This window comes from Xanthomonas arboricola (assembly GCF_002940665.1).
In the GTDB taxonomy this organism is placed as follows: domain Bacteria; phylum Pseudomonadota; class Gammaproteobacteria; order Xanthomonadales; family Xanthomonadaceae; genus Xanthomonas; species Xanthomonas arboricola_B.
Genome location: NZ_MIGY01000001.1, coordinates 1,414,555 through 1,439,067 on the forward strand (window position 1 = coordinate 1,414,555; position 24,513 = coordinate 1,439,067).

18 protein-coding genes are annotated in these 24,513 nt (G+C 63.8%); 8 read left to right on the top strand and 10 right to left on the bottom strand.

Features of this window, described 5'->3' with window-relative positions; genetic code table 11:
- Positions 1–588 carry an RNA polymerase sigma factor gene (locus tag XarjCFBP7645_RS06210; protein ID WP_039515484.1) on the bottom strand — a complete coding sequence of 196 codons (588 nt, stop codon included), beginning with the start codon at positions 586–588 and terminating at the stop codon, positions 1–3.
- Between the two features lie 196 nt (positions 589–784).
- Between XarjCFBP7645_RS06210 and XarjCFBP7645_RS21635 the strand changes: the two genes are divergently transcribed.
- Both XarjCFBP7645_RS21635 and XarjCFBP7645_RS06215 read left to right on the top strand, forming a co-directional pair.
- Positions 785–1,051 carry a hypothetical protein gene (locus XarjCFBP7645_RS21635; protein ID WP_181126233.1) on the top strand — a complete coding sequence of 89 codons (267 nt, stop codon included), beginning with the start codon at positions 785–787 and terminating at the stop codon, positions 1,049–1,051.
- Between the two features lie 2 nt (positions 1,052–1,053).
- Entirely contained in the window at positions 1,054–1,308 is a 255-nt protein-coding gene (locus XarjCFBP7645_RS06215; protein ID WP_258079508.1) for a hypothetical protein, read from the top strand.
- 225 nt (positions 1,309–1,533) lie between these two features.
- Here the strand turns inward: XarjCFBP7645_RS06215 and XarjCFBP7645_RS06220 are convergent, their stop codons facing one another.
- On the bottom strand, positions 1,534–1,851 hold the full coding sequence (locus XarjCFBP7645_RS06220) for a hypothetical protein (protein ID WP_104536588.1): 318 nt from the start codon (positions 1,849–1,851) through the stop codon (positions 1,534–1,536).
- 31 nt (positions 1,852–1,882) lie between these two features.
- Complete coding sequence (locus tag XarjCFBP7645_RS06225) at positions 1,883–3,049, bottom strand: class I SAM-dependent rRNA methyltransferase (protein ID WP_104536589.1); 1,167 nt, start codon at positions 3,047–3,049, stop codon at positions 1,883–1,885.
- A gap of 260 nt (positions 3,050–3,309) precedes the next feature.
- On the opposite strand from XarjCFBP7645_RS06225, the gene XarjCFBP7645_RS06235 reads away from it, so the two are divergent.
- Together XarjCFBP7645_RS06235 and XarjCFBP7645_RS06240 are read left to right on the top strand one after the other, a co-directional pair.
- A complete protein-coding gene (locus XarjCFBP7645_RS06235; RefSeq protein WP_104535370.1) occupies positions 3,310–4,266 on the top strand; it encodes a TerC family protein in 957 nt (318 codons plus the stop codon).
- Positions 4,267–4,611: 345 nt separating this feature from the next.
- Complete coding sequence (locus XarjCFBP7645_RS06240) at positions 4,612–5,400, top strand: rhomboid family intramembrane serine protease (protein WP_104536590.1); 789 nt, start codon at positions 4,612–4,614, stop codon at positions 5,398–5,400.
- Positions 5,401–5,545: 145 nt separating this feature from the next.
- On the opposite strand, the gene XarjCFBP7645_RS06245 is transcribed toward XarjCFBP7645_RS06240, so the two are convergent.
- A complete protein-coding gene (locus XarjCFBP7645_RS06245) occupies positions 5,546–6,640 on the bottom strand; it encodes a glycerophosphodiester phosphodiesterase (protein WP_104536769.1) in 1,095 nt (364 codons plus the stop codon).
- Between the two features lie 216 nt (positions 6,641–6,856).
- Entirely contained in the window at positions 6,857–9,157 is a 2,301-nt protein-coding gene (locus XarjCFBP7645_RS06250) for a TonB-dependent receptor (RefSeq protein WP_104536591.1), read from the bottom strand.
- 194 nt (positions 9,158–9,351) lie between these two features.
- On the opposite strand from XarjCFBP7645_RS06250, the gene XarjCFBP7645_RS06255 reads away from it, so the two are divergent.
- Positions 9,352–10,212 carry an acid phosphatase gene (locus XarjCFBP7645_RS06255; RefSeq protein ID WP_104536592.1) on the top strand — a complete coding sequence of 287 codons (861 nt, stop codon included), beginning with the start codon at positions 9,352–9,354 and terminating at the stop codon, positions 10,210–10,212.
- Between the two features lie 685 nt (positions 10,213–10,897).
- Positions 10,898–13,942 (top strand): TonB-dependent receptor, encoded by a 3,045-nt coding sequence (locus tag XarjCFBP7645_RS06260; protein ID WP_104536593.1) that lies wholly within the window; start codon positions 10,898–10,900, stop codon positions 13,940–13,942.
- A 108-nt stretch (positions 13,943–14,050) separates the two neighbouring features.
- Here the strand turns inward: XarjCFBP7645_RS06260 and mnmE are convergent, their stop codons facing one another.
- The 5 genes from mnmE to rpmH form a co-directional block, all read right to left on the bottom strand.
- Entirely contained in the window at positions 14,051–15,391 is a 1,341-nt protein-coding gene (gene mnmE / locus XarjCFBP7645_RS06265; RefSeq protein WP_104536770.1) for a tRNA uridine-5-carboxymethylaminomethyl(34) synthesis GTPase MnmE, read from the bottom strand.
- Between the two features lie 165 nt (positions 15,392–15,556).
- Complete coding sequence (locus XarjCFBP7645_RS06270; protein ID WP_104536594.1) at positions 15,557–18,259, bottom strand: polysaccharide deacetylase family protein; 2,703 nt, start codon at positions 18,257–18,259, stop codon at positions 15,557–15,559.
- Between the two features lie 93 nt (positions 18,260–18,352).
- Complete coding sequence (yidC, locus tag XarjCFBP7645_RS06275) at positions 18,353–20,074, bottom strand: membrane protein insertase YidC (protein WP_104536595.1); 1,722 nt, start codon at positions 20,072–20,074, stop codon at positions 18,353–18,355.
- Between the two features lie 15 nt (positions 20,075–20,089).
- Positions 20,090–20,536: a ribonuclease P protein component gene (gene rnpA / locus XarjCFBP7645_RS06280; protein ID WP_104536596.1), complete on the bottom strand. Its 447-nt coding sequence runs from the start codon at positions 20,534–20,536 to the stop codon at positions 20,090–20,092.
- A gap of 38 nt (positions 20,537–20,574) precedes the next feature.
- Positions 20,575–20,715, bottom strand: coding sequence for a 50S ribosomal protein L34 (gene rpmH / locus XarjCFBP7645_RS06285; RefSeq protein WP_002805908.1), 141 nt, complete (start codon positions 20,713–20,715; stop codon positions 20,575–20,577).
- A 242-nt stretch (positions 20,716–20,957) separates the two neighbouring features.
- Here rpmH and dnaA point away from each other — a divergent pair, with 242 nt between their 5' ends.
- Entirely contained in the window at positions 20,958–22,286 is a 1,329-nt protein-coding gene (dnaA, locus tag XarjCFBP7645_RS06295) for a chromosomal replication initiator protein DnaA (protein WP_104536597.1), read from the top strand.
- Positions 22,287–22,563: 277 nt separating this feature from the next.
- Entirely contained in the window at positions 22,564–23,664 is a 1,101-nt protein-coding gene (dnaN, locus tag XarjCFBP7645_RS06300) for a DNA polymerase III subunit beta (RefSeq protein WP_104536598.1), read from the top strand.
- The last annotated feature ends 849 nt before the right edge of the window (positions 23,665–24,513 follow it).

Consider the following 24,513-nt stretch of genomic DNA (forward strand, 5'->3'; position numbering starts at 1 on the left):
TCAGCTGCCGCGCTGCGGATCGGCCAGGCGCGTGGCCGGCGCGGCCTGGCCGGCGGCCGATGCGGGTGCGGGGGTGCGGCCCATCCGCGCCATCAGCAGCCGCAATCCCTTCACGATGTGTTTTTCCACGGTGTTCTCGCTGATTCCGAGCCGCGCGGCGATCTCGCGCTGCGACAGGCCGTCGACCTTGCGCAGCAGAAACACCTGGCGGCATTTGTCCGGCAGTGCCGCCAGCGCTTCGCCGATGCGGCGCAGCTCCTGACCGGCAATGGCGTGGCGCTCGGGTGAACGCTCGTCCTGTGTGATGTCCAGGCGCTCGATTTCCGCCACGCTCTCGATCGAAACAATTCTGGCGCGGCGCACCTGCTGCAGCAGCACCGACTGCGCGGCGGTGAACAGATAGGCGCGCGGATTGGCGATATGGCCCACCTCGCCCAACCCGGCCAGGATGGCGTAGGTCTCCTGGATGACATCGTCGCAATCGACGTTGCCGGGGGCGTGCTTGCGCAGCCAGCGCCGCAGCGCCGGCTCGTGCGGCAGGACCTGCGTCGCCAGCCAGGCGGCGCGCTGGGAATCGATGGCCGGCATCTAGGACGCGGCCGCTGACGTGCCCGCACGTCGAAGTGAGCAAGTCATTGCGTTCTCCGGGGGATTCGAGCGAATGACCTGCTCTTGAAATCACGATGCGTCAGCGACGCAACTCCGCCATGCCATCTGACGGGTGGTTCGCTGCGATGGCACTACCCGCGCAGCGCGCGCTGCACGTCACCAGCGTGGGCAGCGATTGGTTGCTTTCGCCGACCAGGCCGATCACATCGCGACATCGATCGCGATCGATGCGGATGTTTCCAGCCTGGTGACCGCCGCCGTGCAGATCGCGCCGGACATCGACAATGCCCGGTCAGATGCGACCAACGAAATGGCCGTTGGCAATGACCTGACTGCTTTGGGTTATGCAGGTGCGCCATGCACCAGAGCGCGCTGCCACGCGAATGGCCACGCCACGGTGATGGGCGGCCCGTGCAGGGCAATGCGGTACCTGGCGGTCTGAACGTGTGGCATCCGGGCACGACGATGGGCGCCAATGCGCAAGCGGGGTCCGTCTTCATGGGGCCGGGCGGCTTCGGTACGGGCAACAGTGCCGGCACCACGCAGGTGCGTGGCGATATCGAATTGCGCGAAGGCACCCCGCCTACCCAATGCGTGTTCTACGGCTACGCCGATGGCGCGACGATGCGCCATCCCAAGTGCGGTGCCGACCTGCGCCAGGCCGTGCCGGAGATCACCGCGCGCCCGGCGGCTTGGTGATCGGTTGCCGCTGCAGCTGCAACTCACCGCAGGTCATCGCCTGATGTGACCGATATGCGCAGGCCGGGTATGGCCTGCGACACGCGGTATGTCGCGCGGCTGGCAGAAGCGATCGGATGTTCGCAATGGGCTGCACACAGCGCGCAGCATGCAAGCGATTTGATCTGGCCTGCGCGCAATACCACTGCGCGCCCGATCGGCGCGCAGTGGTATTGCGCGTCGTGTTCAGTCGCCCAGTTCGTCCAGGCGCGCGCGCACGCTCTCGACATCGACGTGCTCGCGCACATGCAGCCACTGCCGCGCCCATACCGAGCGCAGCACGATCCACGCACCGAGCACGCCCAGGCAGGTCGAGCCCAGCGCCAGCAGCAACGGATGCAACGGCGAGCCGCTGCCGGTCTGGAACAGATACATGAAGGCGCCGGCGAACAGCAGCCACACGCCGAACACCGGCCAGTTGCTGGCCAGCAGACTGGCATGGGGCCGCTCGATCTCGCCCAGCAACCGGGTCAGCGCCTTGCGTTCCTCATCGTCCGGTGTCATCGACTGGCCGCTCCACGGGGTGATCGCCGCGCTAGACCACGCGGCAGAAAACAGCCTTCAGATAGCGCGATTCCTGCACGTGCGCCATGAACGGATGGTCCGGACCGGCACCGGCCACCTTCAGGATCTGGATGGTGCGCCCGGAGAAATACGAGGCGCGCCGCAGCATGTCCAGAAATTCCTGCTCGGCCACCAGCCCGGTGCACGAGAAGGTGGCGAACAGGCCACCGGGCTTGACCACGCCCAGCGCCAGCTTGTTCATGTCCAGGTACTTCTTCAGCGCCGGAATCACCTGCTCGCGGTCGCGGGTCATCTTGGCCGGGTCCAGGATCACCACATCGAACTGCTCGCCGCGGTTGGCCGCATCGCGCAGCCAGGGGAAGATGTCGGCCTGCACGAACTTGGGCCGCACGTTGTTGAGCTTGGCGTTGCCCTTGGCGATGGCGATCACGTCCTCGTCGATGTCCACCCCCAGCACCTCGGACGCACCGCGCGCGGCCGCATACACCGCAAAGCCGCCGGTATTGCAGCACAGGTCCAGCACGCTCTTGCCTTGGACCTGTTCGCTCAGCCACTGGCGGTTCTCGCGCTGGTCGGCGAAGAAGCCGGTCTTGTGCGCACCGGCCGGATCGGCGCGGAACTTGATGCCGTATTCGGTGATCACCGACGCGTCGGTGGTGGTGTTGCCGTGGAAGTCGAAGCTTTCCTGCTTTTGCACGTGCTCGTCGGCAAAGCTGTGGAAGCGGCAGCCCGGGAACTGCTCGCGCAGCGCCTCGTAGATCCATTCGCGGTGGCGGAACATGCCGGCGGCGAAGAACTCCACCACCACCAGGTCGCCGTAGCGGTCCACCACCAGGCCGGACAGGCCGTCGCCTTCGCTGTGCACCACGCGCCAGGCATCGGACACCGCGTCGAGCTTGAGCCAGTCGCGGCGCAGACTCACTGCCGCGGCGATCTTGCGCGAGAACCAGCCCGCATCCACCGGCACCGCCTGGTCGGTCTCCAGGATGCGCACGGCGATGCGCGAGTGGCCGTTGTAGAAGCCGCGGCCGACCCACTCCCCGTCCACGCCGACCACATCGACGATGGTGCCGGGTTTGGGCTTGGCGGCGGGCTTTTCCACCAGCTTCTGGAAGATCCACGGGTGGCTGGAGCGCCACGCATTCTTGAGTCGGACGACGGGGACTGGAATATTCATCCGCCCATTGTATCCGGCTGGATTGACGTGCCTGCCCCGGGCACGCAGAATCGGGCACAGAAGGGGAGTAGCTCCCAGCGTTGTCGCCGTCATGACGAGTCCTGCCAGCCAGGCTCCGGTGCAACGGCAACCGGCCCGGCCGGTTGTGAGCGAGACCTTCGCCGCGCAGGCGAAGGTCCGTCACCCGGAATCCACGATTTCCGTGTCACAAGGCCTCAGCCTACCGGCTGTCCAGGTCGTTTCACTTTCGGGATTCTTGTATGCAAACCATTGGCAATGTCTGGTTATGGGGCGGCTTCGCGATCGTGGTGATCGTGGCGCTGTTGGTCGATCTGGTGCTGATGCGCCATGGCGGTGCCCACAAGGTCACCTTCAAGGAAGCCACCTGGTGGAGCATCGGCTGGGTGCTGCTGGCGCTGGCCTTCAACGCGGGCCTGTGGTGGTACCTGCAAGGCAGCATGGGCGATGCGGCGGCCGATCGCATCGGGCTGGAGTTCCTGACCGGCTACCTGGTCGAGAAATCGCTGGCGGTCGACAACATCTTCGTGTTCCTGATGGTGATGACCTACTTCGGCGTACCCGAGGAGCAGCGCCAGCGCGTGCTGATCATCGGCGTGCTGGGCGCGATCGTGCTGCGCGCGATCATGATCTTCGCCGGCTCGGTGCTGCTGACCAAGTTCCATTGGCTGCTGTACGTATTCGGTGCGTTCCTGCTGCTGACCGGCATCAAGATGTGGTTTTCCGCCGGCAAGGAGCCGGATCTGGAAGCCAACCCGGTGCTGCGCTGGATGCGTGGGCACCTGCGCCTGAGCCCGCAATATGACGGCCATGCGCTGAGCGTGATCAAGGACGGCAAGCGCTGGTTCACCCCGTTGTTCGTGGTGCTGATCCTGATTGCGGTGATCGATGTGATCTTCGCGGTGGACAGCATTCCGGCGATCTTCGCGATCACCACCGACCCGTTCATCGTGCTGACCTCCAACGTGTTCGCGGTGCTGGGCCTGCGCGCGATGTTCTTCCTGCTGGCCGGCATGGCCGACCGCTTCCACCTGCTGCCGTATGGCCTGGCGGTGATCCTGGTGTTCATCGGCACCAAGATGATGATCATCGATCTGTACAAGATCCCGGTGCTGGTCTCGCTGGCGGCGGTAATCGTGATCCTGGTCTTCACCATCGTGCTGAGCCTGCTGCGGCCGCCCAAGCCGGCTCGGCACTGAGGGACTGGGAATCGGGAATCGGGATTCGGGAACAGCAGCGCCGCGTGCGCTGCTCGCATCCATGCGCACCGACCAACGCGAGGGGTCCTTGCGCTCACCGTCGTAGGCGCTTACGCGGCATGGATGCCGCGTAAGCGCCTACGACGTGTTTGCGGCGTGTCCCGCGATAGTGGGCGGGCAAGGGCCCTGCAGCCAATCGGTGTCGCGCCTCAGCCACCTGCGTGATGCCACGCGAGCCGCTGCGCCAATCACCGGTGGCGGAACTGGATTATCCCGTCGCCGGGCCTGCTTATCCCGCGTTCGGCGGGCTTGTAAAAAAACCCGCGCGACGCCATCCGTGAAGGCATGACACCGCATCCTGTTGCCGCCGCCGACGCCACCTTGCAAGATCGCCTGGATCGTTCCCGGGTCTTGCGTGCCTTCAACTTCAGCCTGGCCGCGGTGCTGCTGCTGGTGGCGGTGTTCACCGCCCAGGGCATGTTCGACTGGCGCGCCTGGGCAGTGGCGCCGCTACAGGCCGACGGCCTGCTCGGCATCCTCACCGCACCGCTGCTGCACGGCTCGCTCGCGCATCTGGGCGCCAACGCCGCCGCCTTGTTGATCCTGGGCACGCTGGCCGGCAGCGTGTATCCGCGTGCCACCGCCCTGGCGCTGCCGTTGCTGTGGCTGGGCGCGGGGCTGGGCGCGTGGTTGCTGGGCGAGCCCGGCAGCCGGCATCTGGGCGCCAGCGGCGTCACCCACGGGCTGATGTTCCTGGTGTTCGTGCTGGGCCTGCTGCGCCGCGACCGCCCGGCGATTGCCACCAGCATGATCGCCTTCCTGTTCTACGGCGGCATGGTGCTGACCATCCTGCCGCACGAGGCCGGCGTGTCATGGCAATCGCATCTGGGCGGTGCGGTGGCCGGCCTGATCGCCGCGCTGCTGCTGCGCCTGCGCGACCCGCAACAGGCCAGGCCGCGCTACAGCTGGGAAGACGAGGACGAAGACGCCGCCTGGGAAATCAGCAACGCCGAACGCGACGTGCTGGAACCGCCGCCGCCACGCCAGGTGCCGGTGCTGTGGCAACGCCAGGAAGACGGCTCGCACGACGTGGTGCTGCACTTCCCGCCGCGCGAGCGGCCACCGGGGGCGTAGCGCCCTATTCGTAGGAGCGTGCCTGCGCGCGATGAGGCGTTATCGATACGCCTCATCGCGCGCAGGCACGCTCCTACAACGGCCGATCGCAAGGGGCGCGCCATTGCCAGCGTCGTTACAGAGCGCTTGGCAGCCGGCATCGGCGCTACTTGCGCTCGCTCAACGCACGCCGCGCCAGGCCCGGATCGTCGGCAAAGAACGCATCGATACCGGCATCCAGATAGGCCTTCAACTCGGCCAATGCACCGGCCTCGTTACGCTCGGTCACCGCAGCACTGCTGCGGTTGTTGGCGGACAGGAAATAATTTTCCGGGCGGAAGGTATACGGCTGCACCTGCAATCCTGCCGCATGCGCGTCGTGCACCAGGCGGGTCGGCGTGCCCAGGCGTTGCTGCGCATCCAGCGGAATGATGCTGCGGATGTCCGGGCCGATCGCATCGGCATAGCCGGCAACCTGTTTCAGCCCCTCGGGCGTGATCATTTGACCGTAGGTACGCGGCGCGTTGCCCACGCCCGCATCGGGCAGCGCCATCTGCGCGCCGCCGAGCAACTGCAGCAGGCGGATGTTGCTGCTGCGCCCGATCTTGCCGCGCAAATAACGCAGGTTGCCGGTCTCGAACGACTGGATCACCACCGGCGCGGTCTGCGTGTAGGCATGCGCACGCAGGCTCGCCAGCACCTTGTCTTCCATCGCCAGATGCAGCCGGCTGAAATAGCTCGGGTGCTTGATCTCCGGAATCAGCCCGATGCTGCGCCCGGTTGCCGCCGATTCGGCTGCGACAAAATCGATGATCTCGTCGAAGGTGACGATCTGAAACTGCCCGTCCCAACGCGTGCCGCGCAACTGCGGCAGACGCTCGCGCGCGCGCAAGGTCTTCAATTCGGCCAGGCTAAAATCTTCGGTGAACCAGCCTTCCATCGCCTGGCCATCGATGGTCTTGCGGGTCCTGCGCGCGGCGAACTCCGGGTGGCTGTCCACATCGGTGGTGCCGCCGATCTCGTTTTCGTGGCGCGCCACCAGCACGCCATCCTTGGTGGACACCAGATCCGGCTCGACAAAATCGGCGCCATCGACGATCGCCTTGGCATACGAGGCCAAGGTATGTTCCGGGCGCAATGCGCTGGCGCCACGGTGCGCAAAGATCTGCACCGTCTTCGCCAATGGCGCCTGTGCCAACACCGGTCCGCTCATGCCGACCATCATCGCTCCCAACACCAACGCACGGTGGAACTGCATCATGCCGTTCTCCAACCAAAAAGCAGCCATAAAAACGCGGCCTCATCGCCAGGCGAGCTTGTCCGATGAGCGAGGCACATCATCCGCGCCGCCCGACAATCACTCGCCAGGTCTTGCCAACCACTCTAAAACCATCCACGTCGATCGCCACCGGAAATCACTAAGCAGCCACCAGACCCGCTGTTACCAATCCCCAATCCCCACTCCCCAATCCCTAACTCAGAACTTCGCATCCAAGGTCAAGAACACCTGCCGCGGCGCGCTGGCATGGAACGCCAGCTGACGGCCATTCGGATCGCTGTTGGCGAAGGCGGTAAGGTTGGACGCATAGCGCTTGTCGGTGAGGTTGGTCACGTTGAGCGAGAGCTTGAGCCCCTGCAGCACGCCGGCCTGGCCGAAGTCGTACCCGGCGCCCGCATCGAACGAGGTGTAGCCGCCGAAGCCCTGGTCGTTGGTGTAGGTGTAGTAGCGCTGGCCGGTGTACTTGCCGCGCAGGTTGACGTTCCAGTTGGCGTAGGTGAAGGCAATTTCGCTGGCGAACATGCGCTTGGGCGTATCGACGGTGGTCTTGCCGGCAGTCGGAATGATGGCGCCGTTCTGCACGTAGTTGTCGTCGTAGGTCGAGCGGTTGATCGAGGCCGAGTTGTACCACTGCAGGTAGCTGGTCGGCTTCCAGATCACGGTCAGTTCGCCGCCGCGGCTGCTCACCGAGCCCACGTTGAAGAAGCGCGTGGTGCACGCCGGCGTGGTGCCCTGCTGGATGCTGGCGCAGGGATTGAGCGAGAGCAGGCGGTTGTCGAAAGTCACGTCGTAGCCGACCAGCGAGGCTTCGAAATGGTCGCGCACGAAGCGGTAACCGGCCTCCACGGTGCGCGACTTCTCCGGCTCCAGCGCGCCGACGCTGGCATCGAACGAGGCCTGGGTCACCAGCAACGGACCACCGGCGCCACCGCCCTGGAATGCAGCGATGTTTTCCGCGTACGAGGCGAACACTTCCTGCCCTTCGGCCAGACGATAGCCCAGACCGACCTGCGGCAGCACCGACTCGCTGGCCTTGATCGAGCCGGTCGCCACCGGCGCTTCCACCGCCAGCCCCGGCGTTTCACGCGCGGTCATTTCGGTGCTCGGGCTCTTGATGCCCAGATCCACGCTCAGGCGCTCGTCGAGGAACTTGAGGTTGCCCTGCACGTAGAACTGCCGCGTGGTGATGATGTAGTTCTGCGAGAACAGCCGGCGATCGGGATCCTGCAGGAACTTATCGTCGTTGACCGGCCCGTCGATCCAGTAGAAATTGCGCTCCACATCGTGGTGATTGCGCTCGTACCACAGCCCGGCTTCGAGGTGATGCGGGCCCAGGTTCCATCCGAGCGAAGCGATGCCGCCGGTGCGGTTGATCCAGTAATTGGTGCTGCGGATGGAGATCGGCAGTGCCTGCGGCGTGCCCGGATTGGACGCTTGCCCCGGCGACCACCAATGGCCCTGACCCTTGTTTTCGTGGTGATAGACCTGGGTGTGCAGGTTGATCGCATCGTTGGGCTGGAAGTCGCCGGCCACATAGAACAGATCGTCGTCGCGCAACGCGCGGCTCTGGTAATAGGCATCGTCGACATTGTCCACGCCGCCGCTGAAACCGCAGCGCGCCGCATTGCGCGTGGCCGGTGCGCAGTACGCCGCGGCCAACGCACGGTTCCAGTCCGGTGCGTACAGGTTCCAGTCCCAGCCCAGGCCACGCGCCATGCCGCTCTTGGACAGATAGGAATAATCGGCCTGCGAGGTCCGCGAAGTGTCGGCGAATGCGGTCAGCTTGCCGCCGTCGAACTGGTACACGCCCTTGGCATTGAACTGCCGCGTGGTGGTCGGCGAGCCCGGACGCGCCCACATGTCGGCTTCGGCATTGATACCGGACAGAGACGCCGAAAAACCGTTGTAGTCGCCGGTGTCCACGCGCAGGAAGGTGCGGCGATTGGCATCGGAGCCCACCGTCTGCGACAGCTGCCCGCCGAACACGCTGGACGGGTCGGCCGAGTAATACTGGATGGTGCCGCCCAGATTGCTGGTGGACGCGGTGCCCAGTGCGCCGATGCCCGAGGCCAGCTCCACGCCGCCGAAGTTTTCCGCGATCAGGGCGCGGCTGATATTGAGGCCGTTGTAGTTGCCGTAGGCGTTGTCACCCAGCGGCAGGCCGTCGAGCGTATAGCCCAGGCGCGTGCCGTTGAAGCCGCGCAGGCTGATCGTCTGCGACTCCTCGTTGGCACCGAAGGCATCGTTGGATTGCACGTTGACGCCCGGCATGCGGTTGAGCAGTTTCTGGATGCTGGTGCCCGGCGGCAACACCGGAATGTCCTGCTGGGTGATGCGCTGCACCTGACGCGTTTCGCCCTGGCCGATCACCGAGACCGCGTCGAGTTGCTGCACGGTCGTGCCGGTGTCGGCAGTCAGCTCGGGATCGGCGGCGTGGGCGGCCGGCGACAGCACGAGCGCGGTAAGGACGGCGGCACTTAACAGATGGGTCTTGGGCATGAGCGGCAGGGGAACGAGTCAAAAGATGACGGCAAGCGTGCGACAGCTGTCTTGCGTCGATGCGACCGGGGCATGACAGTGCTGCGACAGCAGCTGCGCATTGCGCGCCGCAGCTGCGTTGCGCTGGCATGCAGATGTCATCTGCGCGTCGTAATCTGCGCACTCATCCATCCGTGTTGTCCGAGGGTTGCTCCATGTCCGATCGCATTGCGCGCGCTTGTTCCCGGACGCTGACCAGCGTCGCCATCGCGATGTTGGCAGTGGGATGCGGCAGTGCAGGCGCGCGCGACAAGGTGGCCCCGGCAGGCTCGGTGATCGCCACCGATGCACACGGCTACCTGGAAAAAGCACAGGTGCCCGACAGCCTGCGCCTGGTACCGCCGCCGCCGCAGGACGGCAGCGCCGCGCTCGCCAACGATCAAGCCATCGCCACCTCCATGCTCGCTCTGCGCAATACACCGCGCTGGGACCTGGCCAGGCAAGACGCTGCACTGACTTTCCCGGCGGCCGCCAATCACTTCAGTTGCGCGCTCGGCATCCAGATCGACCAGGCGCACACCCCGCACCTGCTGCGCCTGCTCGAACGCAGCATGCGCGACGCCAGCACCAGCACCAGCGCAGCCAAGGCCCGTTACCAGCGGCCACGCCCGTTCATGCGCAACGATCAGCCGATGTGCACGCCCGACGACGACGCGGCGCTGCGCAAGAACGGCTCCTACCCCTCCGGCCACACCGCCATCGGCTGGAGCTGGGCACTGATTCTGGCCGAGCTGGCCCCCGCACAACGCGACGCCCTGCTCGCCCGCGGCCGCGCCTTCGGCGACAGCCGCCTGGTCTGCAACGTGCACTGGCAGAGCGATGTCCTGCAGGGCCGCATCATGGGCGCCGCCACCGTCGCCGCCCTGCACGACAACCCCGAGTTCCAGAAGGATCTAGCCGCTGCACGCCGCGAGATCGACAAGGCACGTGCAAAGCAACCTGCCACTACCGCTGCATCGCCAGCATGCGATGCCGAGAACGCGGCATTGCAGACGGTGTTGCCGGGTGTGATGTAGCAGCAGGACGGCTCCGCCTCCGGGCTGTTGCTGACCTCGCGCAGTACAGAGAGTGTCGGACGTGCATCCGCGCTCTGTTGTCCAGCTTCACCGGATTTTTGTCTGATCCCGGATGCATGTCGTTCCACCGACACAGACTGGCCGCAGGCGCAACAGCCAAATCAACCACGCGCTGATCGAGACCACTTGGCCTCGCTCATTCTGCGCGCACGCCGCCGACCGCTTGCACGAGTTCCGCAGGATCAATGCAGCACATCGCTGCCGACCGGGATCCGGCGTAGCGCTGGCACGTTCACGGCAATCGCCGTCTCACTGCCGCCCGCACTGTTAAGACCCTTCGCAACTTAGCTGCGCCTCGCTGATCGGTCAGCTCATGACTATTGGGAGAGCGAGTACCTGTTGTCTATACAGACTCGGGACGCGGACGACACCCGTATTCAACAGGGCCAGCAGCCGCTACACGAAACGGATCAGCAAGTCCTGGTCCGTAAGCCCTGTTTCACTAAAAAGTTCCCGAGAAATGACACAGCCGTAAATCTTGGGTTAATCTTCAGACACCCTTCAGGAAGGTGACGAGCTGGGCTGGTCGGCGTCCTTTGAAGGGGCTCCCCCCTCAACTGCGGCAATGCAGTTGGGTTCTACGGTTTGCAGTCGTTGTGGCGGTACTTCATCAGGAGAGAGAGGAATGACACGTCCAGGGGTTCGTAGGTCTTTGTCGAAGAACATCGCACGCAGTGCCTTGAGCATTGCACTAAGCATGTGCGTTGCCGGCGGTGTGCAAGCACAGAGCGCGGTTGGCTCCATTTTTGGTAGCGGGCAGCCAGGCAGCACCATTGCCATCCAAAGCCCCCAGACGGGTGTAAGCCGCTCGGCCACCGCCGCTGCCGATGGCCGATTCACCTTCAGCCAGCTGCCTCCGGGCAAGTACGTCATCACCTCGGATGGCGTAACCCGCGAGGTCGAGGTCAAGGTCGGTAGCGGCTCGCAAGTGCTTCTGAACAATGACGCGACGACCCTGGACAGGGTCGAAGTGTTAGGCCAACGTGCGTTCAACCCGATCGACGTGTCCTCGGTTGAATCCACCACGGTATTCACGGCCGAACAGATGATCTCGCTGCCCGTGGCCAGCGATGTCTCCTCGGTCGCCTTGTTAGCGCCTGGCGCAGTCAGAGGCGACAGCGGTCTGGGCGCAGGAAATCTCGCCTCGTTCGGCGGTTCGTCGGTGGCCGAGAACGGCTATTACATCAACGGCTTCGACGTGACCAACATGCGCACGTTCCTGTCCTTCGCCAACGTGCCCTTCCAGGGCATTGGCCAGCTGCAGGTCAAAACCGGCGGTTATGGTGCTGAGTATGGGCGCTCGCTGGGTGGCATTATCAGCATCGTGACCAAGTCCGGTTCCAACGACTGGCATTATGGCGGTAGCGTCGAATGGGAGCCGGATTGGGGACGGGCTTCCGGGAAGAACGTGCGTGAGCGCGATCCAGATGCGGCAGACCCGTTGTACCAGTACCGCAGCGACAATCAATTCGACAGTACCATTTATTCGGCGTATGCCAGTGGCCCGCTTATCAAAGACAGGCTGTTCTTCTTCGCCTTGGCCGAAGGCCGTAGCGAAACCGACGACACGTTCGGAGCATTGACGAGCCAACGGACTCGCGACAGCACACCGCAAGGATTGGTCAAGCTGGACTGGTACATCAACGACAGCAATCTGGTCGAGTTCACCGGCATCTATAACCAGGCCAAGACCAAGTACAGCACCTATGAATACAATCTCGATGCCAACGGCGAAAACCGTTACAACGTCGGCCGGCACGAAGCGCCAATCGAACGGTATGAGATGGAAAATGGCGGCAAGGTCGGCATCCTTAAATACACTGGCTATTTCACCGACAACTTCACCCTGTCCGCGCAATACGGCTATTTGAGCAACCTCATCAACTCGCGCCTGCCAGCCAACCCAGCCGGCGGGGAATGCCCATGGGCGTATAGCTTCGGACTGACCACCAGCGTGGTGGACCGCTACATCGGCTGCAACCCGGGAACCATCTCGACCATCGCCGATTTGAATGCCGAACCGGACGAAGACATCCGTAAGGCATTCCGTGTCGACGGTGAATGGGTGTTGGGCGACCATCGCATACGCTTCGGTGCCGATCAGGAAAAATACGAATCCAGCCACCGCGGTCAGACCTACGCTGGCGGCATCAACTGGGCGTACTACACGGTCCCCGGCAGTTCGGTGGCAACTGGTGCATTTGCCGGGCAGCCAGGCCGGACAGTCAACGGTCAATTGGTCCCACGTGGGGCCCTCTACGCCCGTTCGCGCGTTTATCAGACCAGCAGTTCCAGTTACGAAAATATCAATAGCGCGTTCTATGTCGAAGATAATTGGCAAGTGACAGAAAACTTCCTCGCGGTGCTCGGTCTGCGCGGAGAGAAGTTCGAAAACAAGAATGGCGACGGTATTGCCTGGGTAGAATCGGATTACAAACTGGCGCCACGGCTTGGTTTCTCGTGGGACGTGCTGGGCGATGCCAGCCTGAAGCTGTTCGGAACCGCCGGTCGGTACTACATTCCGGTCGCCACGAACTCAAGCATCCGTGCAACGGGTGCGGAATCCACGGTCTCCAACTGGTACTTCGTCAACGGCTGGAGTGAAGCAGACGGCACGCCGGTCGGCCAGGGCGCGCAGATCGGTGCGACCCAGACCAACGGCTCGCTGGTTGCGCCAAATCCGGCTTCAGTTGCATCCACCAATCTTTCGCCCATGTATCAGGACGAAGTGATTCTGGGCGGGCAGCTGCAACTGACAGAAAACTGGATGGCGGGTGTGCGAATGATCCGTCGCGAAGTGAAGTCCGGCATGGACGATACCTGCACGACCAATCCGTGGATCGATTGGGCAGCAGATAATGGCTTTACCGACTTCGATCCGAGCTCGGTCCCGAGCTGCTACTTCCTGAATCCGGGTAGTGATGTCACCATCAATGTCGACTTGAACGGCGATGGCGAACTTGAACTCGCGACGTTGCCAGCTTCTTATCTTGGCCTGCCCGAATACCGCCGCCTCCACACTGCATTGGAGTTCTTCTGGGAGCGCACCGGCGAGAAGTTCAACTTCCAGGGTTCCTACACGTTTGCCAGAACGCGCGGCAATGTGGAGGGCTACGTCAATTCCACCCTGGAACAAGAAGATCCCGGCCTGACACAGGACTTCGACCACCGTCTGTTCACCGACGGCACCTACGGGCCGACACCAAACGATCGCCAGCACACCCTCAAGCTGTTCGGTGCCTACAACCTGACACCGGAATGGCAATTCGGCGGCAACCTGGTTCTGCAGTCCGGGCGCCCGGTCAACTGCCAAGGCTATATCCCATTGGACGACATCCCGCAGCCCGACCAGGGGACACTGAGCGGGTACAGCGGCTCGAGCTTCTACTGCTTGAACGCCGAGGGCACGCGCGTGCTGCGTCAGCGTGGTGACGAAGGGCGGACACCTTGGACCTGGACGTTCGATCTGGCAGCGGCTTACATCCCCAACTGGGCCGACAACAAGCTGCGTATCAAGCTCGATGTCTTCAACCTCTTCAACAACGACAGGGTTACCGAGTACAACGAGTTCAGTGAGGCATCTCGCGACGTGATCAGCCCGAACTATTTGAACGACGTCAATTATCAGACTCCGCGCTCGTTCCGTTTGACCGCACGCTACGATTTCTGATTGTTCGCTGGTTAAATGACTGCATTACCAAATCCGGCCTCGAAAGAGGCCGGATTTTTTTGGCCTAGGCAGTACCGGATTCATCTCTGCACGTGGTGCCGCGCAGCGTCACTTGCCGATACAAAAGCTCGAAAAGATCTTGCCCAGCAATTCGTCGGCGCTCAGCTTGCCGGTGATCTCGCCGAGTGCTTCCTGTGCCAGGCGCAATTCTTCGGCGGCCAGTTCGAGTTGTTCGAAACCCAGCTCCAGATCCGCTGCGTCCGCATGCTGTTCGGCGCGACGCAATGCCTCGACATGCCGCGTGCGTGCGGAGAATTCGCCTTCCACGCTGTCCGCTCCGTCGCCCAGTGCGAGTTCGCGCAGCCTGGCGTGCAACTGCTCCAGTCCCTGCCCGGTCACTGCCGAGATCGCGATCGCATCGCGATCAAGCGCTGCGGGTTCGGCCAGCAAGTCGCATTTGTTGTGGATCCACAGCTGACGCGGCACCGCATCGATGGCATCGCCGATCGCCTCGCGCGCGGCTTGCGGGTCGCGTGCATCCAGCACCACCAGCGCCAGATCGGCGCGCTGCAGTTCGGCACGCGCGCGACGCATGCCTTCGCGCTCGATCGCATCGCCGCCCTCGCGCAGGCCGGCGGTGTCGACCAACATGAGTTCGAAACCATCGAGCTGGATGGCTTCCTGCAAGGTATCGCGGGTGGTGCCGGCGACATCGGTGACGATGGCGCGCTCGCTGCGGGCCAATGCATTGAGCAACGAACTCTTGCCCGCGTTGGGCGGGCCGATCAGCACCGCGTGCAGGCCGTCGCGCAGCTTGCGCCCGCGCTCGGCATCGCGCAGCAGTTGCGCCAGCAGTGCGCGCGCCTGCTGTAGCCCGTCGCGCACCTGCGCCCCGCCCAGGGTATCGAGCGGCTCGTCGGCAAAGTCGATCGCCGCTTCCACGTGGATACGCAGCCGGGTGAGGCTGTCGCTAAGCGCATCGACACGTTGCGAAAACACACCGTCCAAGGATCTGCGCGCGGCACGTGCCGCACGCAGGTCGCCGGCGGCGATCAGATCGGCGATGGCTTCGGCCTGCGCCAGATCGAGTTTGCCGTTCAGAAAGGCACGCTCGCTGAACTCGCCCGCGCGTGCCTGCCGCGCACCCAGTGCAATGCAACGCGCCACCAGCTGCCGCAACAGCACCGGGCTGCCGTGTCCCTGCAGCTCCACCACGTCTTCGCCGGTAAAGCTGCGCGGTGACTGGAACCACAGCGCGATGCCATCGTCGATCACCTCGCCCTGCCCATCGCGAAAGCGTGCGTACCGCGCCTGCCGTGGCTGCAACTGCGCAACGCCCAGCCCGGCGGCGATCTGCGCCGCCTGCGGCCCGGACAGGCGTACGATCCCCACCCCACCGGCTCCTGCAGCACTGGCGATGGCAACGATGGTAGAAGTGGAAGACGACATCGGCATTGCTCTGAGGTGGATTGAAGAAGACAAGCGCGGCGATGCAGCGACTGCGCGACCGGCAGCGGCATCGTGCCGATGCCCGGGTCCCTGGTGTATCAACGCCTCCATCGCGGCACGCGTGCTCCTGGCGACTGTTCGCAACGATGTGTCAGCCGCCGTGAATCACAGCGATTGCAACTGCGCACGCGCCTGCGCGGCGCCGCTGCCTTGCGGTTGCAATTCCAGGTAGGTGGAATAGGCCTTGCGCGCCTTGTCGCGATCACCGGCTTTTGCGTAGGCATCGCCGAGATTGAGATAGGCCACCGCACGCGATGGATCGATTTTCAAGGTATTTTCCAGCCAGCGCGCCGATTCGGCAAAGCGTTCCTGGCGGTAATACACAAAGCCCAGGTTGTTGGCGGCCAAGGCGAAGTCCGGGCGCAGCTTCAAGGCCTCGGCAAACTGCTCGGCCGCTTCGGCGTAGCGTTTTTCCTTGTACAACTGCAGGCCGCGTTCGTTGGCCAGCTGCGCGCGTTGGCGGTCGCTGCTCTTCACCGCCGTCGGCAATACCAGCTTGGCTTCGCCACCTTGCAATGTCTTCACCGTCACCGGCGCCGCAGCTGTTGCAGCACCGCTGGCCGGGGCGACAGGACGCGCCGCATCCACGCGTCCGTTGAGTGCAATCGCATCGGCAGACAGCTGCGCGGTGCCGGCGGTCAGGAACTCCTCGCCGCTCGGTACCTGGAACACGAACTCGCCGCCCTGCGAGCCGGGCAGGCTGCCGAATGCCGGGGTCTGCGGCGACACTGCCGACACCGCCGGTGCGACATAGGCCGCCAGTTCGGTGCCGGTGATCAGGCCGTCGCCATTGAGGTCGCCCTTGCCCGCCAGCGCCTGCAGCAGCACCCAGGTAAACACCGAATGCCCGTTCGGGCCGCTGTCGGCCACTTGCTGATCGGCACCGCCGGCAGTGAGCATCTGGCGGGCGATGCGTCGTGCGTTTTCGCGCAGGTAGGCGCCGGACGTCGGCCCGCCGCGCGTCAGGCCCAGTCCGCTGTAGCAGGCATCCATCACGAACAATACATGCTTGGCTTGCAGGCTTTCGGCGATGTTCTGCAGGTCGCTCATCGCGATCGCATCGCTGGCCAGCTGTTGCGGATCCGAATCGACCGGAATGATGTAGCCCAGGTCGCGCCCGGATGCCAGCCGGCGCGTGGCGCCATGCCCGGCGAAGAACACGAACACGCGATCGTTGGCCTGCGCGCGTCCCTCGCCGAGGCGATCGTGAAATGCCGCAAGAATATTGTTGCGCGTGGCCTGCCCGTTCTTGAGCACGATCACTTGCGAGGACGGAAATCCCAACGGGCCGGTCAAGGTGCCGGCGATGGCCTGCGCGTCGTTGGCGGCATATTCGAGCTTGGGCCAGTGCGCGTAGTCGTCGATGCCGATCACGATCGCCCAGGAGTTGGCGTAGCCGGTGGTCACGGTCGCCTCGGCCGCCGCGCTGGGCGCGTGCGCCACCGAAAACTCGCGGCCGTTCCAGCCGGCGAACTGGTAGCCGTCGGCGATCAGGCGATCCAGGATCTGCGGCAGCGCCTTCACTGCACGGTCGTGGATGTCATGGAACAACACGATGCCGCGCTGCTCCTTGTTCACCTGGTCGAGCACGCGCTGCACGATCGACTCGGGCACCGGGTCGGCCCAGTCCATCGAATCGATGTTCCACATGATCGACTTCAGGCCCGCCTCGCCCAGCAGCTGTAAGCCTTCGGCATTGCGCGCCCCATACGGAAACCGGAACAATGGCGCACGTTTGTCGTCCACCGCACGCAACAACGTATCGGTATCCAGCACCTGGCTACGCAATGCATCGCCGGTGGTCTTTGACAACTGCGCATGGGTGAGGCTGTGGTTGCCCACCGCATAGCCTTCTTCCATCAGCGTGTGGCTGATCTTGGATAACGCTGCCAGGTTCGGCTTGCCCTGCGCGTCCAGGCTGCCCAGATTGCGCCCCACTTCGAAGAACACGCCCGGCACGTCGTAGCGTTTGAGGATGGCCACGATCTCTTCGGTATAGGCCTTGTGCGGGCCATCGTCGAAAGTCAGCACCACCGTCTTGGGCGGCAGGTCGCGGCCGAAGATCTCGCTGTCGCTATCGCGTGCGGAGAACGGGTACGGCTCCACCACGCCGTGATCGCGCAGGATCTTTTCGCGCGTGTACAGGCTGCGCAGATGCGCCACGTAGTCGTCCCACTTCTCGCGCTTGGGCACGATCGCGCGGCTGCGATCGAAGCGGCTGAAAATTTGCGTCAGTTCCTTGTTGTAGCTGCGCTCGATCTCGTCCAGCGCTTCCAGATCCTCGCCGATGCGCTGATGCAGCTTCACTGCCGGCAGTGCCGAATCGCGGCCAATGCGTGCGTGCAGGTCGCGCAGCACTTCGGCGAACGCCAGGCGGTCGGCATCGTAGAGATCCGGTGCCGATTCGATCTCGTCCAGCACCGTGGCGATGGTCGCGAAGCGCCGCGCTGCATTCGACGTCAGCACCGTCTCGAATCGCGCAGCGATGCGTTCGCGCTGTTGGAGGTTTTCATGGAACAGCTGCTGCCCCACGCTGCTGGACGTGGCGCGATCGCGTGGCGTCTGAGCATCCGCATCGGCCAGCAACACGATGATGCGGCGATGCCGATCCAGTTGCTCACGCAGCTGCGCGATCAGTGCGCGTGCGTCGTCGTTGTCGGTTTCGGCTCGTGCGCCAGCAGCGGCCTGCGCAGGTGCCCTGGCCGCAGGCGCTGCATGTCCCGCGTTCTGCTTGCCGCAGCCGGCCATCGCCAGCACTCCGGCGCAACTGGCGCACAGCAACAGGCGATAAAGCGGCGATGACATCACGACGGCGTCCTTGGCGATGAAGACAACAGGGCAGACAGCATGTGCAGGTACATGCAGAAAGCCCGCCTTGCGGCGGGCTCTGTGCAACTGCGCTTACTTGGCGTTGGCCTGGATGATCTTGCTCGGCTTCTCGCCGTGCTGGCGAATCATCCACCACTGGATCAACAGGCCCAGCCCGCCGTTGACCACCCAGTACAGCACCAGGCCGGCCGGCATGAAGGCCATCATGACGCCGAACACCAGCGGCATGAACTGCATCATCTTGGCCTGCATCGGGTCCATGCCCGGAGTCGGGGTCAGCTTTTGCGTGGCCCACATGATGGCGATGTTGAGCACCGGCAGGATGAAATACGGATCGCGCGCGGTCAGGTCCTGGATCCAGCCCAGCCACGGCGCCTGACGCAGTTCCACCGATTCCACCAGCACCCAGTACAGTGCGAAGAAGATCGGCATCTGGATAAGCAGCGGCAGGCAGCCGCCCATCGGGTTGATCTTTTCCTTCTTGAACAGCTCCATCGTCGCCTGCTGGTACTTGACGCGATCGTCGCCGTAGCGCTCCTTTAGCTGCGCCAGGCGCGGCTGGAAGCGGCGCATCTTGGCACCGGACTTGTACTGCGCGGCCGACAACGGATACAGCGCCAGGCGCAGCAACACCACCAGGCCGATGATGGCCCAGCCCCAGTTGTGCAGGAAGCTGTGCAGATGGCTCAGCACCCAGAACAGGCCCTGGCCGATGATGGCCATGAGCGAGAAGCGGCTGTAATCGACCACACGGTCCAATCCCTTGACGTCTTCCTTGGCGATCAGGCTGACCAGCTTCGGGCCCACCCACAGACGTGCCTCGGTGGTCGCGGTCTGGCCCGGCGCCACGGTGAAGGCCGGGCCACGCAGCTCGGCCACGTCACGCGGGCCGTCCTGGTTCAGCACGTACAGCGAGGCCTGGTCCTTCTGCGGAATCCACGCGGTGAAGAAGTGGTGCTGCAGCAGCGCCACCCAGCCGCCGGTGATCTGGCGATTGAGGCCACCGTCGTCCATGTAGTCCTTGAACGCGCGACGCTCGTAACCTTCCTGCGGGCTGTACCAGGTCGCCCCGTTGAAGCTGAAGGAATCCGGGTTGGTCATGCCGCGACTGAGGATGGTCGGCACCCGGCTCAGCTTGCGGAACACGTAGCCGTTCCACGGCGCGCCACTCTTGTTGATCACCTCGTCCTTGATCGAGATCGCGTAGCGACCGCGCTCCAGGGTGAAGGTGCGGCGGATCGACACGCCATTGGGGCCATTCCATACGAACGGCACCGCCAGGGTGTTCTGGCCCTTGGCCAGTTCGAACGCGGTGCCCGGCTGTTCGGCGCGGAAGCCGCCCACGCCGGGTACCGGCGAATGCTCGCTGGCCCAGCCGCTGGTGGCGTTGTAAGGATGCGCGGCATCTTCGGTCAGCAGGCTGACCGGCGCGGTGCCGTCCTTGGTCTGCGGAAACTGCAGCAGTTCGGCATCGAGCACGCTGCGGCCGTCCAGCTTCAGGCGCAGCACGTCGGAGGTCAGGGTGATCACCGGCGCAGCACCGGCAGCGGCCGGCGTCGCGGCAGTCGTGCTGGTCGCCAGGACAGCGCCCGGCACGCCCGCCTGCGGGATGGCCTGGGCCGCTGGCACATTGGCCACCGGTGCCGCTGCGTCCAGATCGCGCGCAGCCGGCACCGACTGCGTTGCCGCAACCACCGGCGCATTGGCGGCCGCCTTGTCCTTGCCCCACTCCATCCACAGCAGCGCCGCGACCATCAGCCAGGCAAAAATCAGGAAAACACGGGTCTGGTTCATCGGGCAGCAACTCGCTCAGTCGGAACTGGGTTCCGGCTCTGTCGGGGGAAGGGAGGATGGGTGCATCGTCCTGGCGGGCGGCATTGTGCCGGGCGCAGGAGGCAGGGGCAATGCGCCGGCACGGCGCAGCACGCGCAGGAAGGCGTCGCGAATCTGTAGATTGGTCGCTTTTGCGGCTGCGGAGCGCGCCACAATCACGTAATCGCCGCCGGCAAGCTCGGGCAGCAGATGCCGCATGGCATCGCGTAGTACGCGTTTGATCCGGTTACGTCCCACCGCACGGGTATCGACCTTGCGCGACACCGCCATGCCCAGGCGCGGCGGCGTATCGCCGGTCCGCCAGTGCAGGCTGAGCAACGGGTCCGAGGTACGACGTGCAGTATCGAAAACGACCGTATATTGCGCACGCGTACGAACCCGCGCAGAGCGAGGAAATCGCCTGCACGGGTTCGCTGCGTTCACGTTAGGGACTGCCTCGGCCGCAGGGAGCGGCGCGGCAATCAAGCGCTCAGGCGCTTGCGGCCCTTGGCGCGGCGGCGAGCCAGGATCTTGCGGCCGTCGGCGGTTGCCATACGTGCGCGGAAGCCATGGTCGCGTGCTCGCTTGAGGTTGCTGGGTTGGAAAGTACGCTTGGTGGCCATGGGGCCCTCTGCATGAATGGAGACGAATAGAACCGGCAATTCTATAGGGCCTGCAGCGGCCGGGTCAACTCCCCGGACACGTTAGCGGAGGTGATGGCGGTCAAGCCCTGTGGATGGACCTGTGAATAAGTCTGGGAAAACCCTGCCCTGGGTGCTAGTCTGGCGCATCCTCTTTTCACTACCGGGCTGCGAGCACGGCGCTTTTCTGCGCGCCGCAGCCAGCAACAGATGATCATACTTTGATGGATGCTTGGCCCCGCTGTCTGGAACGTCTCGAAGCCGAATTCCCGCCCGAAGACGTCCACACCTGGTTGAAACCCCTGCAAGCCGAAGACCGCGGCGACAGCATCGTGCTGTATGCGCCGAACGCCTTCATCGTCGACCAGGTCCGCGAGCGTTATCTGCCGCGCATCCGCGAACTGGTGGCGTATTTCGTCGGCAACGGCGAAGTGGCGCTGGCGGTCGGCTCGCGCCCGCGTGCGCCGGAGCCGCAACCGGCACCGATGGCCGCGCCCAGCGCACCGGTCGCCGCGCCGATCGTGCCGTTCGCCGGCAATCTGGATTCGCATTACACCTTCGCCAACTTCGTCGAGGGCCGCAGCAACCAGCTCGGTCTGGCCGCCGCGATCCAGGCCGCGCAGAAGCCCGGCGACCGCGCACACAACCCGCTGCTGCTGTACGGCAGCACCGGCCTGGGCAAGACCCACCTGATGTTCGCCGCCGGCAACGCGCTGCGCCAGGCCAATCCGGCCGCCAAGGTGATGTACCTGCGCTCGGAACAGTTCTTCAGCGCAATGATCCGGGCGCTGCAGGACAAGGCGATGGACCAGTTCAAGCGCCAGTTCCAGCAGATCGATGCGTTGCTGATCGACGACATCCAGTTCTTCGCCGGCAAGGACCGCACGCAGGAGGAGTTCTTCCACACCTTCAACGCGCTGTTCGATGGCCGCCAGCAGATCATCCTGACCTGCGACCGCTACCCGCGCGAGGTCGAAGGCCTGGAGCCGCGGCTGAAGTCGCGCCTGGCCTGGGGCCTGTCGGTGGCGATCGATCCGCCCGATTTCGAGACCCGCGCGGCGATCGTGCTGGCCAAGGCGCGCGAGCGCGGCGCGGAAATTCCGGACGACGTGGCGTTTTTGATCGCCAAGAAGATGCGCTCCAACGTGCGCGACCTGGAAGGCGCGCTCAACACGCTGGTGGCACGTGCCAACTTCACCGGCCGCGCGATCACGGTGGAATTTGCCCAGGAGACGCTGCGCGACCTGTTGCGCGCCCAGCAGCAGGCGATTGGCATCCCCAACATCCAGAAGACCGTGGCGGACTATTACGGCCTCCAGATGAAGGACCTGCTCTCCAAGCGGCGCACCCGCTCGCTGGCGCGTCCGCGCCAGGTGGCGATGGCGCTTGCCAAGGAGCTGACCGAACACAGCCTGCCGGAGATCGGCGACGCCTTCGCCGGCCGCGACCACACCACCGTGCTGCATGCCTGCCGGCAGATCCGCACGCTGATGGAGGCCGACGGCAAGCTGCGCGAGGACTGGGAAAAGCTGATTCGCAAGCTCAGTGAGTGAGGCGGCAACCGCCTGGACGGCCCGCTTGGAGAAAAGCGTGGAAACGTTGGGGTCAAATGCGGGAGAATCTGTGGATAACGTTGCCTCGCAGGTCGGGCGGAAAACTATCCACAGGTTTTACCGCCAGCCCAGGGGCACTAGTCCAACGACTTTCAGGCGCTAATTTGTCTTTGGAAACAAACAGTTATGGTGGTTATCCGCTGAAAACGGCCCTACCATCACCACCAAGCTTTTGATTTATTCCATTATCTTTTAAAGCATAGGGGCACGGAACCACATGCGTTTTACACTGCAGCGCGAAGCCTTCCTCAAACCATTGGCCCAGGTGGTCAATGTGGTCGAACGCCGTCAAACCCTGCCGGTTCTGGCCAATCTGCTGGTGCAGGTCAAGGACGGACAGGTCTCCTTGACCGGTACCGACCTGGAAGTGGAAATGATCTCGCGCACGATGGTGGAAGACGCGCAGGACGGCGAAACCACGATTCCGGCGCGCAAGTTGTTCGACATCCTGCGTGCCCTGCCCGACGGCAGCCGCGTCACCATCTCGCAGACCGGCGACAAGGTTACGGTGCAGGCCGGGCGTAGCCGCTTCACCCTGGCCACGCTGCCTGCCAACGATTTCCCGTCGGTAGACGAAGTTGAAGCCACCGAGCGCGTTGCAGTACCGGAAGCGGCATTGAAGGAGCTGATCGAGCGCACCGCATTCGCCATGGCCCAGCAGGACGTGCGCTATTACCTCAACGGCTTGCTGTTCGACCTGCGCGAGGGTCTTTTGCGTTGCGTGGCCACCGACGGCCACCGTCTGGCGCTGTGCGAGACCGAGCTGGAGAAATCCGGCGGTGCCAAGCGCCAGATCATCGTGCCGCGCAAGGGCGTAACCGAGTTGCTGCGCTTGCTGGAAGCGGCAGACCGCGAAGTGGAGCTGGAAGTCGGTCGTAGCCATATCCGCGTCAAGCGTGGCGATGTGACCTTCACCTCCAAGCTGATCGACGGCCGCTTCCCGGATTACGAGGCGGTGATTCCGATCGGCGCCGACCGCGAGGTCAAGGTGGACCGTGAGGCACTGCGCGCATCTCTGCAACGTGCGGCGATCCTGTCGAACGAGAAGTACCGCGGCGTGCGGGTGGAAGTGTCGCCGGGTCAGCTGAAGATCAGCGCGCACAATCCTGAGCAGGAAGAAGCGCAGGAAGAGGTCGAAGCCGACACCAAGGTCGACGACCTGGCGATCGGCTTCAATGTGAACTATCTGCTGGACGCGTTGTCTGCACTGCGCGACGAGCACGTAGTCATTCAGCTGCGCGATGCGAACTCGTCGGCGCTCGTGCGCGAGGCTAGTAGCGAGAAGTCGCGCCATGTGGTGATGCCGCTGCGCCTCTGACGCCCAGTTCCACGTGGAACACGAAGAGCCCGGCGACAGCCGGGCTTTTTCGTTTTGGAGATCGAGAGCGTTGGGTTCGTTGCGGTGTAAGGCTTTGGGAGGCTTGAGCGTCTTTGGGCGTCCGCTTTGCGCTGGTATTGGATGTCCAGATGCCTTGGTGCCATAGCCGGAGCTGCTCTGCCTTCGGGCAGGATCCTCGGAGTAGCAGTGCCGCACGATCACCGAGCCAAGGACGGTTCGATAGACGCCACTCCCGGGTAGTCAGACTTCAACGATCGCACAAGCGCATTAGTTCATTTGCTTGGATTGACGGGCGCAAGTTCGTAGGCGAGCGATATCAAAAAAAGAGGGGCAAAAGCCTGGTGCGCGGCTGTCGCCGGCACGGATGCTTTGCCAATCTGTGATTTCAGGCATCCCAAAGGATCAGTGAGCTGTCTTGCCTAAAGACAGTGCCACGTGAGGTCGGTGTGCTCCGCGCAAGTAGGCTACCCACCCGGGACCTATCGAGTCACGAAGACCCTGTTGGCAGGTCAACGGCGTGCACGTGGAACAACGTGGTTCTCCTCGTGTCACCAACCAACATTGAAAAAGTTGGCTTTGTCGCAGCCTTAGTGAGATTCGGCAGTCATGAGCGCTGCGGTTTTGTCGTCCAGCGAAGTCACCCGCATGGGTATTAGCCTGAACCAGTTCATCAAAAGCGAAGTGGTTCGATCCGAGCCAGGACGTATAGCTGCGTCTGACTTGAGCGTCCTCAAGCCGTTTTTTTGAGTTATGCACATTGAGCTTTGCTTTTAAATCTATAAATAATTTAAGAGCTTGGTGGTGATGGTAGGGCCAGATTTCGCCGGA

Excerpts from the sequence above, each read along its gene's own strand:
- XarjCFBP7645_RS06210 (WP_039515484.1), bottom strand. The coding sequence starts at position 588 with ATGCCGGCCATCGATTCCCAGCGCGCCGCCTGGCTGGCGACGCAGGTC.
- XarjCFBP7645_RS06220 (WP_104536588.1), bottom strand. The coding sequence starts at position 1,851 with ATGACACCGGACGATGAGGAACGCAAGGCGCTGACCCGGTTGCTGGGC.
- XarjCFBP7645_RS06225 (WP_104536589.1), bottom strand. The coding sequence starts at position 3,049 with ATGAATATTCCAGTCCCCGTCGTCCGACTCAAGAATGCGTGGCGCTCC.
- XarjCFBP7645_RS06235 (WP_104535370.1), top strand. The coding sequence starts at position 3,310 with ATGCAAACCATTGGCAATGTCTGGTTATGGGGCGGCTTCGCGATCGTG.
- XarjCFBP7645_RS06240 (WP_104536590.1), top strand. The coding sequence starts at position 4,612 with ATGACACCGCATCCTGTTGCCGCCGCCGACGCCACCTTGCAAGATCGC.
- XarjCFBP7645_RS06245 (WP_104536769.1), bottom strand. The coding sequence starts at position 6,640 with ATGATGCAGTTCCACCGTGCGTTGGTGTTGGGAGCGATGATGGTCGGC.
- XarjCFBP7645_RS06250 (WP_104536591.1), bottom strand. The coding sequence starts at position 9,157 with ATGCCCAAGACCCATCTGTTAAGTGCCGCCGTCCTTACCGCGCTCGTG.
- XarjCFBP7645_RS06255 (WP_104536592.1), top strand. The coding sequence starts at position 9,352 with ATGTCCGATCGCATTGCGCGCGCTTGTTCCCGGACGCTGACCAGCGTC.
- XarjCFBP7645_RS06260 (WP_104536593.1), top strand. The coding sequence starts at position 10,898 with ATGACACGTCCAGGGGTTCGTAGGTCTTTGTCGAAGAACATCGCACGC.
- mnmE (WP_104536770.1), bottom strand. The coding sequence starts at position 15,391 with ATGTCGTCTTCCACTTCTACCATCGTTGCCATCGCCAGTGCTGCAGGA.
- yidC (WP_104536595.1), bottom strand. The coding sequence starts at position 20,074 with ATGAACCAGACCCGTGTTTTCCTGATTTTTGCCTGGCTGATGGTCGCG.
- rpmH (WP_002805908.1), bottom strand. The coding sequence starts at position 20,715 with ATGGCCACCAAGCGTACTTTCCAACCCAGCAACCTCAAGCGAGCACGC.
- dnaA (WP_104536597.1), top strand. The coding sequence starts at position 20,958 with ATGGATGCTTGGCCCCGCTGTCTGGAACGTCTCGAAGCCGAATTCCCG.
- dnaN (WP_104536598.1), top strand. The coding sequence starts at position 22,564 with ATGCGTTTTACACTGCAGCGCGAAGCCTTCCTCAAACCATTGGCCCAG.